The organism is Mucilaginibacter sp. PAMC 26640 (assembly GCA_001596135.1).
In the GTDB taxonomy this organism is placed as follows: Bacteria; Bacteroidota; Bacteroidia; order Sphingobacteriales; family Sphingobacteriaceae; genus Mucilaginibacter.
On record CP014773.1, the window covers coordinates 1,444,893 to 1,460,061 of the forward strand.

Here is a 15,169-nt window from a genome sequence, read left to right on the forward strand (position 1 = left end):
TTAAAATAATTCCACCAATCGTTCCAGTGCCATTCCTCTCGAGCCTTTTATCAATACAGTAGCGTTCGTGATCGGATTCATCTTTAATCCTGCCATGGCATCTTCTGCGGTTAAATAAAAAGTGGCGCTACTCATATCTGCCGCTATTTCAGTTTGCTGGCCGGAGAAATCTTTACCAATAAAGATCCTTTCGGTTACCTCTGCATCCATGGCCTTTCTCATCACCGAAACATGTTCAGCAGCAGATTCTTCTCCCATCTCAAACATATCCCCTAATATCAAAACCTTTTTACCTGCCTGCATTTTATCCATATTATCTATCGCTACGAACATACTGCTGGGGTTGGCGTTGTAGAAATCACAAATAAGAGTATTACTATTGGTCCGCATAATTTGCGAGCGGTTATTTTTAGGTTCGTAACCGGCAATGCCATCACAAATCTCTTCAGGTGCCAGTCCGAATGTTGACCCGATACAAACCGCTGCCAAAATATTATCCAGGTTGTAAGCACCCGTTAAGTGTGTGGGCACTGTAAAGGTCTTCGTCTCTAAATTGTCGGTCCATTCAATCATCAAAAGCGGCGAACTATCCAGCAGTTTGCCACTAACCAGGTTACCCGGGTGCTCGTTTTTACCGTAGTAAATTGCATTGGTCAGGTTACGTTGCTCCTGCATGCTAACCAAAGCAGGGTCATCGCTATTAATGAATGCCACCCCCTCGTTATGTTCAAGACCTCCCCCTGTAGCGCGCTGGGGGGTAACCAGGTAATCATACATTTCTCCCTTACCTTTCTTAACACCTTCCACACCGCCAAAGCCTTCCAGGTGTGCCTTGCCTACATTGGTGATCAAGCCATGGGTGGGCTGGGCAATACTGCACAAAAGCGCTATCTCTTGCTGATGGTTGGCGCCCATTTCAATCACCGCCATTTCGTGTTCGTTTGTTATTTTTAATAGTGTTAAAGGCACGCCAATGTGATTGTTTAAGTTCCCTTCGGTAGCAAGCGTTTTAAAACGCTGCGACAGTACCGCGTTGATCAACTCTTTGGTGGTGGTTTTGCCATTAGTACCGGTAAGGCCAATCACCGGGATATTTAACTGGCTGCGGTGATGGGCCGCTAACTTTTGCAAGGCAATCAGGCTATCTTCAACTAATAAATACTGTTCGCCCAATGCAAACGCTGAGTTGTCTACCACGGCATATGCGGCACCAGCTTCAATCGCTTTTTGTGCGAAAGTGTTGGCATCGAATTTATCGCCTTTGAGGGCAAAGAACAGGCTGCCGGGTGCTATTTTGCGGGTATCGGTGCTGATAACAGAATGCTGCAGATACAGGTCGTAGATTTCTTCAATGGTGTACATATGATATAGTATTAATCCCAGATGGCCGGGCGATCAATGTTTAGTGTTCTTAAATAGGTGAGGATATTGCCGGCGTGGATGCTCTCGTGATAAGCAATGCGCAGTAGATAGTCGCCCAGTTTGCGGCGCTGGTTTAAGTCTGCCCGGATAATTTCAATTTCAGAAAGCTGGGGCGTTGTGTAGGTGCGGATATCAGCCAAAAAACTTTCGTGAAATCCTTGGGCAAATGCAATTTCGTCTGCAATGGTAGTATAAGGGCGCTCATCCCAGGGTGTTATAAAATCTCCGCCTTCCCAACCCCTGTTTTTGATGATCAGATTATAGATATAGGGGCTTTGAAGCACATGGCGAATCATCTCTATCATCGACATGGCCTCCTCATCAGGTTTCCACCCGGCCACTTCGTCAGGGATGCCTTTCCACAAAATCAGGCTTCGGCGCCTTACCTCCTCCATGTTCAGTATCAGCAGTTCTATCGGGTTCATTGCGCTGTTGTTTTTTTATTCATCCACGAAACTACTGCCCTGATCTCCCCGTAGGTGTAATCTTCGCCCAGCACTTCTTTTAAAGGTGCCAGTCGTTCATTACCATAGCTTGCAATGGCATCTTTTATAGCGGGGATCTTATCTTCCTTAACAAGGGCAAGCACATCCAGTTCTCCGGTTTGTACAAAATTTCCTAAATGATTTTCAATCGTGATGGGACTAAGACCGCGTTCCTTTGCAATTTCTGCGATGGTACGCCCCTGCCTAAATAAAGCCAGGGTAGTTTTTGCTGTTTCCGGCACCTTATCCGTGCGGGGTTTCCTTTCGCGTTTGACCGATTTTTGACCCATGCGCGATTCCAGACCTTTGGCCTTGCAATAATCAGTAACAATATCTAAGAATTCCCGGCCATAACGCGCCAGTTTGATGTCACCAAAACCCGAGATCAGCCTAAGCTCATCCAGTTTTTGCGGCAGGTAGGTGGCTATTTCCAGTAGGGTGGGATCAGATAAAATAATGTACGCCGGCAGGTTTTCCATAATGGAGACCTCCTGTCGCCGTTGGTGAAGGTTGCTGAGCAATTCTGCCTCAAAATCAAGCGTTTCTGCTTGCCTTTCATCCGTTGTTTGTGAAGAGATCAGGGCTACTGTTTCCAGTCCTTTTAAAACCGGTTCAGCTTTTGGTGTAAGCTTTAAAGTAGCGTAGCCATCATCCGTAAGCCGGAAGTAACCCATCGCAATCAATTCGCGCACGTAACGCTGCCAGTCGGCTTTGGCAATATCTGCACCAGCCCCATAGGTTTTTAACTGCTTATGTTCCTCGCGGATCTTCTCGCTGCGCGATCCCCTTAAAAAATCAACTACATAGTTGGCGCCGAAGCGCTCTTTCAATCTTGCCACTGCCGAAAAGGCTTTCTGCGCGATCAGCGTACCATCAAATTTTACAAATTCGCTGAGGCAAAAATCGCAGGAGCCGCAGTTGTCCGGGAAAGCCTCATCAAAATATTGCATCAGGTATTGGCGGCGGCATGCATGCAACTGGCAATAATCAACCATATCGTCCAGCTTTTTCAGCATAATTGCGCTTTGCTCCGGGTTATTCTCCACTTGCGCAAAACCTTTCAGTTTCATAGCGTCACCGGGAGAATAAAGCAGCAAGGCATCAGAAGCCAAACCATCCCTGCCAGCACGACCGGTTTCCTGGTAGTAGCCCTCAATATTTTTGGGCAGGTCTACGTGCACTACCCAGCGCACGTTTGATTTATTGATACCCATCCCAAAAGCAATGGTAGCTACAATGATCTTTACATCATCCCGCAAAAATGCTTCCTGGTTTTTGGCTTTAGTTTCGTTTGTTAACCCGGCATGATATGCTTCGGCAGCAAAACCGGCATGCTTCAGATCATCGGCCAATGATTCTGTTGATTTGCGCGACAGGCAGTAGATAATGCCCGATTGGTCCTTGCGCTGGTCCAAGAAATTAATGAGCTGGTTAAAGCTATTCTTTTTTGGGTTTACGCGGTAAGTAATATTAGCACGGTTAAATGAGGATACAAATACTTTGGGTTGGTGCAGGTTGAGCTTATTAAGGATGTCCTTTTGTGTAAGCTTATCAGCAGTAGCCGTTAAGGCAATTACCGGTACACCCGGAAACTGTTTTTTCAACCCCGCCAGCATGAGATATTCCGGCCGGAAATCATGCCCCCATTGCGAGATACAATGCGCTTCGTCGATAGCTATCTGCACTACGTGCAATGTTTTCAGAAAAACCATTAGGCGGTCGTCTTTGCCGAAGAGTCGCTCCGGGGCCACATAAAGTAAGCGGAGCTCGTTATTTTTTAAATGGATGGCGATGTCTTTCTGCTCCTCGGGCGATTGGCTGGAGTTTAAAAATGCTGCAGGGATGCCACTCAGATTCAGGCTGTCTACCTGGTCCTTCATTAAGGCGATCAAAGGGGAAATCACGATAGTTAAACCGTTCAATAAAACAGCGGGCAACTGGTAGCATAAAGATTTCCCACCCCCGGTGGGCATCAGCACCATCACATCCTGTTTGTTTAAAACATGCTGAATAATGGCCTCCTGGGAGTGCCTGAATTTGCTGTAACCAAAATATTTTTGAAGGGCTTCTAGTGGTGTCATAGATCTGTTTACAAATGTGCAGATTTTTGTTTATCCGCCTGAAGTGATGTTTAGGTTTGCTGATTTTTAAATAGAAGCTACCTGCATCAAGTAAAAATCATATTGAAATAGGCTGTAATTTATAAAAAACGCTTTGGATAAGTAAGTACAATGGGATTTATTTTTAGATTAGCCTTCGCTACTATCCTCATCAATATTATGATAAAAAAATTACTCCTGATTTTCCTGGCTGTCGTTTCGATGTCAGCAACCTTTGCGCAAAGCATTCAATCGCCCGAGGCGTTTTTGGGTTATAAGCCCGGTGAGCAGTTTACACCGCATTACCGCATTGCAGAATACTTTAAATATATTGCTACGGCATCAAAAAATGTTAAGCTACAGCAATTTGGTACCACCAACGAGGGGCGGCCGCTGCTGGCCATGTTTATTGCTTCTGATGAAAACATAGGCCGGCTGGAAGAGATCCGTCATAATAACTTAAAACTGGCTGGTTTGGAGAGCGGTGCAGCAAACCTGCCCGAGGCTCCGGTGATTTTATGGCTAAGCTATAACGTGCACGGTAACGAGCCGGCATCCAGCGAAGCAGCCATGTGGACGCTGTATGACCTGGTTGATCCGGCAAATACCCGTACCAAAGCCTGGTTGAAAAACATGCTGGTGGTTATCGACCCATGTTTGAACCCGGATGGTCGTGACCGCTATGTGAACTTCTACAACTCGGTTAAAGCAGGTAAGCCCGACCCAACGCCTACCGCGCGCGAACACTCGGAACCATGGCCGGGTGGCCGGGTAAATCATTATTACTTTGATTTGAACCGCGATTGGGCATGGCAGGCACAAAAGGAAACGCAGGCCAGGGTTGGTTTATATAACCAATGGCTGCCCGAAGTACATGTGGATTACCACGAGCAGGGGATAAATGCACCTTACTATTTTGCACCCGCTGCAGAACCCTATCATAAGGATATTACGCAATGGCAGCGCGATTTCCAGGTAACCATTGGCAAAAACAACGCTAAAGATTTTGATAAAAATGGATGGATGTATTTTACCAAGCAAGAATTTGATCTGCTTTATCCATCCTACGGTGATACTTACCCCTTATATAACGGCTCCATCGGGATGACGTATGAGCAGGGGGGCATCGGTGGCGGCCTTTCGGTAATTACCCGAAGCGGCGATACGCTAACGCTGGTGCAGCGGGTGGCGCATCACCATTCAACAGGTATCAGTACCATTGAAACGGTATCAAATAATTCGGCTAAGCTGCTTTCTGAGTTTAAGAAATTTTATAACGACGGTAAAACCAATCCGCCGGGCCAGTTTAAAACCTACGTTATCAAAAATGATAACAATGAGAAGGTTGATCAGCTGGCGAAAATGCTGAGCAGAAACGGTATCCAGTTTGGTTATGGCCTGGCCAGCAAAAGCGTAACCGGCTATGATTACTTCAGCGGTAAAACCGGAACCTATAATGTAGATGGCAACGATTTGGTGATCAGCGCCTATCAGCCCAAAGCAGTTTTGTTAAATGTGCTGATGGAGCCAACCACCTTTATTGCCGATTCGGCTACCTATGATATTACCGCCTGGGCTTTGCCTTACGCTTACGGTTTACGCGCTTACGGTGTGAAAGCATCATTCAAACCGGCTAGCGCCAGCTGGAATGTGGCTAAACCACAGCCGTTGGTCAACACCCATGCCTACGCCTATGTATCAGCATGGCAATCTGTTGCAGATGTTAAATTCCTGGCAGCGCTTTTAAATAAGGGCATTAAAGTGCGTTATTCTGAAAAGCCGTTTGAGGCAGGCGGCAAGAAATTTACAGCCGGATCTTTACTGGTTACCCGTGCCGGCAACAACCGCGCAGATTTTGACCAGGTAGTAACGCAATTAGCCGCCGATATGGGGCATGAGCTTACGCCACTGGCATCGGGCTTTGTGGATAAAGGCAATGATATCGGTTCAGATGCGGTGCACGCAATTCGCCAGCCGCGGGTAATGCTGGTAGCCGGCGACGGGGTGAATTCTGAAGCGATGGGCGAGGTTTGGCACTTGTTTGAGCAGCAGATCGGCTACCCTGTTTCCCTTGTTAAATACCAGGACCTGGGCCGCACCAAACTATCAGACTTTGACGTAGCTATTTTTCCCGATGGCAGATATGAGAATTTCCCATCCGAAAAGTTAATTGGTTGGGTACGCGACGGCGGCCGTTTGATCGCCATAGACAATGCAGTATCGCTATTGGCTGATAAAAAAGACCTGTCATTAAAAAAGAAAGAAGATAAAAAGGACGATAAAGGCAAAGAGAAGCCGGCGGAAGTTAAAGTATATGCTAACCGCGAACGCGACGCAATTTCTTCCAGTATCCCGGGTGCTATTTTCAAGCTAAACCTGGATAACACCCATCCGCTGGGTTTCGGCTTGCCAAACTACTATTACTCCCTTAAAATGAACGACGACGTTTACGAGATGCTCGGCGATGGCGGCTGGAATGTGGGTACGGTAAAAAAAGATGCTTATGTATCCGGCTTTGCCGGTGCAGCATCAAAGGCCAAAGTAGCTAATGGGATGCTGCTGGGCGTTCAGTCGCTTGGGCGCGGCTCGGTAGTGTATATGGTAGACGACCCCTTGTTCCGCAGCTTCTGGGAAAATGGCAAGCTGCTGTTCAGCAATGCCGTTTTTATGGTAGGGCAGTAGCGCAGGCCCCCCAACACCCCGAAGGGGGAGTAGAATTAGAAGCAAGAAGCTAAGACCAAAGATGCAAGAAAATCAAAGGCCAACCGGATCACCCGGTTGGCCTTCATGCGTTTAAAAAGCTCCCCCTTCAGGGGGCGGGGGGGCCGCCGCTGCGCTTAGTTGGCTCCTTTCACCCGGTTGCTTTCTTCATCGGCGCCGGTACGGTGTTGGCGGGCCTTTATTTTATTGTTACCAAAATTGTAGGTGAGGGTTAGTCTGGCAACACGGCTATCGTTCCGTTGGCGGATATCGAAATTATTGTTGGAAATGTGACTGCTCAGGTCATTCCTGCGGAGGAAAAAGATATCATCACAAGCGAGTTTAACATTGAGCTTTTTATCAACAAATGAATGGCTTACACCGGCATCTATCGAATACCTGGCTTTTATGCTGTAGATACCATAGGTTAAAGGTGATCTGTAATCGGCCAGTATCTCAACGCGATACTTGCCGAGCATAAAAGTTTGTGTAAGTTTTGCCTGTGCGGCCAATTGGCCATTATTGAAATTCACGATAGAAAGCGAATCGGTTTTGAAGCCCAGGTAAAAGGCGTTAACGTTGATGTTACCTGTCCACCATTTGGTGAAGGTAAAAGGCGTATTAACGTTTAAATTATAACTTTTCTGGGTTTTTAAATTCTGGTGGGTTTCAAAAGACTTATTGCCCTGCGTGAGGATCAGTTCGGTGATGGCATCGGTGGTAAGGCTATAACCCAGGCTCAGATTTAAGTTATGGTTATAGGTATAGTTCAGCTCAAAGCTTTGGGTGTACTGCGGGTTTAAAAAAGCATTGCCCTGGCTGTAAGTGTAAGGATCCAGGTAGTAGATAAACGGGTTCAAATCGTCGTACCCGGGGCGGTCAATGCGGCGGCTGTAAGAAAAGTTGACTTCGTTCTTGTCATTAATGGTTTGGTTGACAAAAACACTTGGGAAGAAGTTCAAATAGCTGCGGGTTACCGGGCTGCTGCCGATCAGGTTACCGTTTGATTTTGTTTGCTCTGCGCGCAGGCCCAGCTGTACCGAGGTTTTCTTAAATTGTTTGTTCAGGTTAAGGTATCCCGCGTTTATTTTTTCATCATAAATAAAGCGGTTGGAACGGCTGGTGTCATTAATAAACTCGCCGTTACTCACAATTTGTGCCTGCAGATCATTATCCGTTTTTACATTGCTGAACTTTGCACCCGCCTCCAGTTTGATGGTTTTCGTGATGGGCTTTGCGTAATCAACTTTGCCGGTATATATTGTAATAGATGAGGGCGTTTGGTTGCGTAGCACTTGCGGTGTGTGCTGGGTGCTGCCATCCGGTAAAAAATAATCGGTATGGTAATCTGCGTTTGAATTGTTTCTGAACTTAGAGTAATCCAGATCTACGCTGATCTCCTGGCCGCTGGTGTCAATCTTATAGCGGTCGTTTAAATTCAAGGCAAAGTTCCTAAACGTTTGGTTTACAATCGACGTCGTACGAAGGGAAGAGTCGGCTACGCCAAACTGCTTGCCAATGATGGTGGTGTTATTGTTATCGTTCTTGTCAGAATTGGCGTACCCGTTTAAAACAAAGCCAATGGTGTGTTTTGGGGTAAGGTCATAGTCGGCACCAAGGCGATAATTATTGTAATGATTGGTGTTGGGCATTGTAGATACCTGGTTAAAATAAGTTTTATTGCCCAGGCTATCCGTTATAATACGGTTGAGGCTCAGGTCGTGCCCGCGTTTGATGTCGCCATGGCTAAAAGAACCGAACACATTCAAATTGCCTTCTTTGTGATTAATGTTTAGATTGGTGCTCTCCCGCCAAAAATTACTGCGCGCTACCGCTGCGGTAAGGCTTCCATTAGTGCCCGACTGTGTATTCTTTTTTAGCTTGATATTGATGATTCCCGAATTGCCTGCCGCATCATATTTAGCAGAAGGGTTGGTGATGATCTCTATCGACTTAATGGTGCTGCCATCTGTAGAGCGCAGTAATGTGGCCAGCTGTGCTGCCGATAGATAGGTCAGCTTGTCATTGATCATAACGGTTACACCTTCCTTACCCTTTAAACTGATATTATCGTCTTTATCCAACGATACACCCGGCGCCCTGGCCAGGATTTCCAGCGCTGTGTTTCCCGCCGCCAGAACGCTGTTTTCTATGTTCATTACAGTACGGTCTATTTTGCGTTCTATCAGTGGCTTTGCTGCGGTAACCGTAACCCCCTGGAGGCTTTTACTGCCCTGCAGCATTTTTATAGCCGGCACGTTAAAAATAGCGCGGTCGCCGGTGACTTCCACCGCGGGGCTAATTGTTCTTTGATAACCTACAATGCTAACCGATACCAGGTAGTTGCCCGGCGCAACATGATCAAAAATATAAGTGCCGGCGTCGGTGCTCAAAGTTCCCTTTACTACCGACGAGTCTTTTACGCGCAACAGGGTCACGCTTGCGAAATCCATGGGTTTACCCGCTTCGTTTAGTAGTTGGCCGTTAATGCTTACAAACGGAGGGCTCTTAGGCTGGGCAATGGCCGCCACCGGGATAAAAAAGATGAGTAGTATATAAAAATATTGGAGGATAGATTTCATGGTTTAAAAAAATTTGGGCAATAAAATGCCAGGGAAGGTCGCCCTTCATTTTTTTTGCTTTAGTAAATAAAAGTGTTTAGTAAACTGCTATCAAATAACAGCGGGTTTTGCGGTGATTGTTATATAAGTTTTTATCATAGGTTCTTCGTGTTGTTTTTTTTAAATAGTGGCTGTTATCAGCATAGTTTTGTACAGATAAGATGTATAAACAGGTGTCAAGGTTACATTTTATTAAAAATTTAATACCGGTAGCATTGTACCAGCCATATTCAGCTGGTTAATAAAAAGGCCATGGCAGGTTTTTTGGACTTCCGCTCGCTGCCGGCCCGGCAATTCAACAATTCAAAGCTATCGCTACAGGCAGGGATTTTCCACTGCAAGCAGTTTTATAATAGGCCTGCTGATAATCAGCAGGCTTATAGTTGATACATGGGTGTTGTTACTCCGCGTTTTGAGCGGTATCGGGTGCAATAACGGGCTTGGTGGTATTTGGTAATACTAAAGTATCAACCTTGCATTGCAGCCCATTTTCGGTCATGATAAATTTGGCAGAGGTGGCACTTTCCTGTTTGTTGATCTCTTTGCAATCATACACACTCACGCCCCTTACAAAACGGTCCATCTGGTTATCAATTACCACTTTGGAGTTCATTGGGATGCGCAATACCAGGTGCAGTTCCTGTGCGCGCCAAAACCGGTCGGTTTGCTTTTCCATTCGGCGGTTAAAACGCAGGGTATTACCTTCCTGTACAAACTGGTAGCTGATGCCCCGGGCATTAAATAGCGCATCCTCATAATCACGGCCACGTGCACTAAAAGATTCCACCAGCTCCGGTTTTGCCACATCGCTTCTTTCAATATACAGGTCGATGTTTTTGTTGGGCATATCCATGTTATTATCCTCGTCGTCATCCAGAATAATGCGGCCGTTAAACTTCTCATTTATCTTCAGGCGCACGCTATCATCGGCGGTCAAATATTTGATATCGTTCAGCTTTAAGTAGTAAGTGCTGTCGGCAGCTGGTTTAATGCTGACGGTTTGACTGAAGGTTGCACCGGTCCTGAAATTAGCGCTCGCCTTGGCACTATAGTAGATCACCACACTCAATGCAATTACCCATACCATAAACAGGGCAGATCCTGTTGTACGGCCAACGGTGTTACCTTTAAACACGTAGCCGATAATAGCCAGGATGATCGCCAGCAGCGGCATGGCCAGCATCAGGAACGCGCAGACTAAAAATATGGTGTTAGCTTCCTGGTTAACAATATTGAAGGGGAAAACATGCGCCAGGAAAGTACTGCCGTAGGCGGTAAACATCACAATGGCAATAACCAAGCTTATTAATGCGCCGAAGCAGGAGACCAGTAAAACCAATCCGATAAATTTGAGGAGCAGTTTACTGGCACCGCCTGCAAAAGAGCCCACATGGCCAAATACATCACCGGCAAAATCGCGGGTTTTGTATACCAGGGGTTTAGCTTCATGGCCAAGGCTGTGCAGGTTGCCTTTTACATTGCTGATCTCCTGCTCAAAGTTCAGCTTAAAACCCTGCAGGTCCAGCTTTTGGCCTTTCATCGCCATACGGTCGGCGCGGGTATTGGCTTTGGGCACTACAATCCACAAAACAATGTATAATAAGAAGCCAACACCACCGGCGCCGCTAAATAAAACAAAGGCCAAACGCACCCAAAGGGCGTCGATATCAAAATAATTGGCAATACCTGCAGCTACGCCGCCAACCAGGTGATCGTCGGCATCGCGGAACAGCCTGCGGTTTTCGGTTGTGTACCCAAACAGGTTGCCGGTTTTAATACCGTCTTCCTCGGCCGATTCAAAATCAGCTACCGAGCCCATTTGTTCCACAACGGCCTTAACATCCTGTGCAATAATAACTTGTTTGCCTTCGCGGGTTAAAATATCTGCAAACATCTCTGCAATGCGGTTTTCGATATCGGTGGTGATCTCCAGGCTATCGGCAGAGTTCATAAAATGACGCGTTACATCGGTCATATAAGTTTTCAGGAGCTCGTAGGCATCTTCTTCTATATGAAAAACGGTGCCGTTTATATTGATGATAATAGTTTTATTCATGATGGGTGATAATTATAGGTGATTAATTTTTTCGGTCGCCGATAGCGGTTTGTACGGCGAACGCCAGTTCCTGCCAGGTGTTATCCAGTTGCTCCAGTACCTTGCGGCCTTCGTCGCTCAGCACATAGTATTTTCGGGGCGGGCCGGAGGTAGACTCTACCCAGTTGTAGGAGAGTAAGCCGTTGTTTTTCAACCGGGTTAGGAGAGGATATAGCGTACCCTCAACAACAAGCAGGCGCGCTTTCTTTAGCTCGGCAATGATATCCGAAGCATAGATCTCGCCCTTTGCAATAACAGAGAGGATGCAATACTCCAGTATGCCCTTTCTCATTTGGGTTTGTGTGTTCTCAACAATCATAGCACAAAGATATATGTTTAAGAATGTATTATGCAATACATAGTACTATAATTATTTACTTTTTTACACTTTTTAACTTATTTTAACAAAACGGTGCTTTTTTTTACAAATCATTTGATTTATTGATAGCGTAACACTACTTTAGTAATTAATTAACTATTAACTGATCTTATTTATTAACAAACATGAAAAAACTTCTACTAGTAAGTTTGTGTTTCCTGATGTTATGCGTAACACAGGTATTTGCACAAAATCGTACGGTATCCGGTACAGTAATGGCCAAAGATGATGGCTTGCCTGTTCCAGGAGCTACTGTAAAAGTAAAAGGGACCACCATCGGTACCCAAACTACAACAACCGGTAAGTTCACCCTTAATGTTCCTGCCGGGGCTACTTTACAAGTATCTTTTTTGGGTTATTCAACCCAGGAAATTAAAGTTGGTTCCAGCGATGTGATCAACGTTACGCTTGAGTCTTCAATGAACACCATCAGCGAGGTTGTTGTAACCGGCGCTTTGGGTGTTAAGCGTGCTGCTAAAGAGTTGGGTTATGCTACTACCCGTGTTAGCGGTAAAGAAATCAACCAGACTAACGTTACTAACTTTGCAAATGGTTTAACCGCGAAGGTTGCTGGTTTGGCCGTACAAACTATCGATAACAGTATCGATCCGCGTTTGCGTATCACGCTTCGTGGTAACCGATCATTATCCGGTAACAATACTGCATTGATCGTATTAGATGGTGTGCCGATCCCGGGTGGAACCATTTCTTCCATCAATCCTGATGATATTGCTGAAACACAAATCCTGAAAGGTGCCGGTGCTGCTGCTATCTACGGTTCTGAAGCATCAAACGGTGCAATCATCATCACCACCAAACGTGGTACAGGTGATGGCAAACCGGTTATCACTTATGGTAACTCTTTTCAGTTTAAAACTGTAGGCTTTTTCCCTGAGTTGCAACGTAATTACGGCCCTTATGGCGGTGAAGGCGATCCTTATGTAGATCCGGTTACCGGCTTCTCAAGATACACCCCTTATGAAAACCAATTGTACGGGCCTGCTTTTGATGGCAGCCAGGTTCAGGTTGGTTATCCTGCCGGTGGCCCAACAGCTACTGTTGCACAAGGTAATGCTGCAAACAACGGTTTCCCGGTATTAACCGCAACCTATTCAGCTTTAAAACAAAATCCTATTACTTCTTTCTTCAACAGAGGTATAGTTGAACAAAACCAGGTTGCATTTCAACAGGGTGATGCAAAAAACTCTTTCTACTTTTCTGCTCAGAATGTAATCGACAAAGGTGTTGTTCCAAAAGATAAAAGTACCCGTACAGCGGTAAGCGTAAGAGGTGCAAGAACTTTCGGGATCTTTAAAGTAGACTATTCTGCTTCATACACCCGTAGCAGCATCAGCACCTATGGTGTAGGTTACAACGGGGCTTTACTTTATACTACTGTTTTACAGTGGCCTGCGTTTTTGGATATCAAACAATTCCAAAACTCTACCACCGGTACATTCTCTAACCCTAGCGATTTTTATGATGCTTACGCAGTTAACCCATACTGGATCACTGATAACGCACGCAGCAACAGGCAAAAAGATGTGTTTCTTTCTAACTTGAAATTAACACTGAGCCCAACAAAATGGTTAGATGTACAATACAACGTCTCTCAAAACTTTGGTAACTTTCAGCAACGCAATACTGCTGCACAGGTTAATTTTAGCCCGTATTCAGTAAGCGATCCTTACGGAGCAGGTAGTGTACAGGGTAGCTTCGCTTCAGGCAGTCGCCCGGGCCAGGTATCAGATGTTTCTGTTTTTGGTGATGGTACAGGCGATGGCGATGGTTACGCCAGGTTGCAAGGTGATGCAACAGCCAATCTGCATTACACTTTCTTTAAAGATTTTAAAACCAGCTTATTATTAGGTAATACTATTTATCAGCGTGGTTTAAGCGTTATATCCGCAGGTAGCAATAACTTGCTGATCAATGGATTCTATAATATCAATACCATTTCTGGTTTTGCAAGTGCAAGCACTGGTTATGCTAAGATCCGCCAGATAGCTTACTTTGCTGATTTGAACATCGGTTACAAGGATTTCTTATTTTTAGAAGGTACGTTAAGAAACGATCATGATTCTCGTTTACCTGAGGTTAACCGTTCTTTCTACTATCCATCAGGTAAGGTATCCTTTATCCCTACCGAAGTTATCCCGGGCTTAAAAGGCAGTAAGATCTTAAACTACGCTAAGCTTTACTTATCGTTAAGCCGTGTAGGGAATATCTCTGTGGGCCCGTACAGCATTTTCAACAACGTGGGTGTAACCGGCGGTTTCCCTTACGGTGCACTGGGTGGTTTAAGTTTAGGTACACGTAACTACAGCCCAACGCTTAAACCGGAGATCATCTCGGAAATTGAAACAGGTGGTGAGTTTTCGTTCTTCGATAGCCGTTTAAACGTTAAAGCTACTTACTACAAGCAAAACAGTAAAAATCAAACTTTAACGGTTAACACTTCCAGTTCAACAGGTTTCAGCTCAACGGTAATTAATGCAGGTGAAATTCAATCAAGCGGTGGTGAATTTGAGGCAAGAGGCTTCATCGTTCAGCAGCCAAGAGGGGGCTTTACATGGGAACTCGGCGGTAACTTCTCTATCAATGATTCAAAGGTTTTATCTCTTATCCCTGGTATCGACCAGTTAGATCTTGGTGGCGGTATCACCGCAGTGGTAGGCCAGCCTTTCCCCGTTTACAAAGGTACCGATATGAATCGTGACCCTAACGGTAACGTTATTGTAAGCGCTACTACCGGTTTGCCATCATTAAACCCAACCCAGGTAAACTTTGGCCGTACTACGCCTAAGTATATCTTTGGTGTAACCAACACTTTCGGCTACAAATTTGTTAGCCTTGGCGCAACCGCTGAATACCGCGGTGGAAACATCATTTATAACTCTATTGGTGGCACCCTGAACTTTGCAGGTTCTTCATTGATCTCTACATTAGCAGGCCGTCAGCGTTTCGTTTACCCAGGTTCTGTTATCAACACAGGTACTGCTGCTGCGCCGGTGTATACACCAAATACTAACATCACCGTTCAGGACGGTAATTACGGTTTCTGGCAGAGTTCTGCTTACAACTCCACCAATCAGCCTCGTGTATCGAGCGCTGCATTCTGGAAACTGCGCGAAATCAACCTTAACTTTAACTTAACCCAGTTTGTTAAAAACACCCGTTACATCAAAGGCTTAAACCTTTCATTCACCGGTCGTAACCTGTTCTTGTGGAAACCTAAGAACAATCCTTGGAGCGATCCTGAATTTAGCGATACTGCAGGTAACGCAGTGGGTGTAACAAGTGCAAACCAGGTTCCGGGCCAGAGAATTTATGGTGCCGATCTTAAAGTAACATTTTAAATAATACGA

General features: G+C 45.5%; 8 protein-coding genes. 2 read left to right on the forward strand and 6 right to left on the reverse strand.

Annotated features, from left to right (window positions below):
• The 3 genes from A0256_06260 to A0256_06270 are packed head-to-tail and all read right to left on the reverse strand — an operon-like array spanning position 1 to position 3,988.
• A complete protein-coding gene (locus A0256_06260; protein AMR31055.1) occupies positions 1-1,362 on the reverse strand; it encodes a UDP-N-acetylmuramoyl-tripeptide--D-alanyl-D-alanine ligase in 1,362 nt (453 codons plus the stop codon).
• 11 nt (positions 1,363-1,373) lie between these two features.
• Positions 1,374-1,847, reverse strand: a complete 474-nt coding sequence (locus A0256_06265) for a hypothetical protein (protein ID AMR31056.1) — start codon at positions 1,845-1,847, stop codon at positions 1,374-1,376.
• On the reverse strand, positions 1,844-3,988 hold the full coding sequence (locus A0256_06270) for an ATP-dependent DNA helicase RecQ (protein ID AMR31057.1): 2,145 nt from the start codon (positions 3,986-3,988) through the stop codon (positions 1,844-1,846). Before A0256_06270 ends, A0256_06265 begins: the two co-directional genes overlap by 4 nt.
• 198 nt (positions 3,989-4,186) lie before the next feature.
• Here A0256_06270 and A0256_06275 point away from each other — a divergent pair, with 198 nt between their 5' ends.
• Complete coding sequence (locus A0256_06275) at positions 4,187-6,688, forward strand: zinc carboxypeptidase (GenBank protein ID AMR34447.1); 2,502 nt, start codon at positions 4,187-4,189, stop codon at positions 6,686-6,688.
• Positions 6,689-6,843: 155 nt separating this feature from the next.
• Here A0256_06275 and A0256_06280 read toward each other — a convergent pair whose 3' ends face one another.
• From A0256_06280 to A0256_06290, 3 genes are all read right to left on the reverse strand, one after another.
• Positions 6,844-9,288, reverse strand: a complete 2,445-nt coding sequence (locus tag A0256_06280) for a hypothetical protein (GenBank protein AMR31058.1) — start codon at positions 9,286-9,288, stop codon at positions 6,844-6,846.
• 439 nt (positions 9,289-9,727) lie between these two features.
• A complete protein-coding gene (locus tag A0256_06285; protein AMR31059.1) occupies positions 9,728-11,383 on the reverse strand; it encodes a hypothetical protein in 1,656 nt (551 codons plus the stop codon).
• 22 nt (positions 11,384-11,405) lie between these two features.
• On the reverse strand, positions 11,406-11,741 hold the full coding sequence (locus A0256_06290; protein AMR31060.1) for a PadR family transcriptional regulator: 336 nt from the start codon (positions 11,739-11,741) through the stop codon (positions 11,406-11,408).
• Positions 11,742-11,962: 221 nt separating this feature from the next.
• Here A0256_06290 and A0256_06295 point away from each other — a divergent pair, with 221 nt between their 5' ends.
• Entirely contained in the window at positions 11,963-15,160 is a 3,198-nt protein-coding gene (locus A0256_06295; GenBank protein AMR31061.1) for a hypothetical protein, read from the forward strand.
• Positions 15,161-15,169: the final 9 nt, after the last annotated feature.

Coding starts and splice junctions, on each gene's coding strand:
- A0256_06275 (AMR34447.1), top strand. CDS start 4,187: ATGATAAAAAAATTACTCCTGATTTTCCTGGCTGTCGTTTCGATGTCA.
- A0256_06285 (AMR31059.1), bottom strand. CDS start 11,383: ATGAATAAAACTATTATCATCAATATAAACGGCACCGTTTTTCATATA.
- A0256_06270 (AMR31057.1), bottom strand. CDS start 3,988: ATGACACCACTAGAAGCCCTTCAAAAATATTTTGGTTACAGCAAATTC.
- A0256_06265 (AMR31056.1), bottom strand. CDS start 1,847: ATGAACCCGATAGAACTGCTGATACTGAACATGGAGGAGGTAAGGCGC.
- A0256_06295 (AMR31061.1), top strand. CDS start 11,963: ATGTTATGCGTAACACAGGTATTTGCACAAAATCGTACGGTATCCGGT.
- A0256_06290 (AMR31060.1), bottom strand. CDS start 11,741: ATGATTGTTGAGAACACACAAACCCAAATGAGAAAGGGCATACTGGAG.
- A0256_06260 (AMR31055.1), bottom strand. CDS start 1,362: ATGTACACCATTGAAGAAATCTACGACCTGTATCTGCAGCATTCTGTT.
- A0256_06280 (AMR31058.1), bottom strand. CDS start 9,288: ATGAAATCTATCCTCCAATATTTTTATATACTACTCATCTTTTTTATC.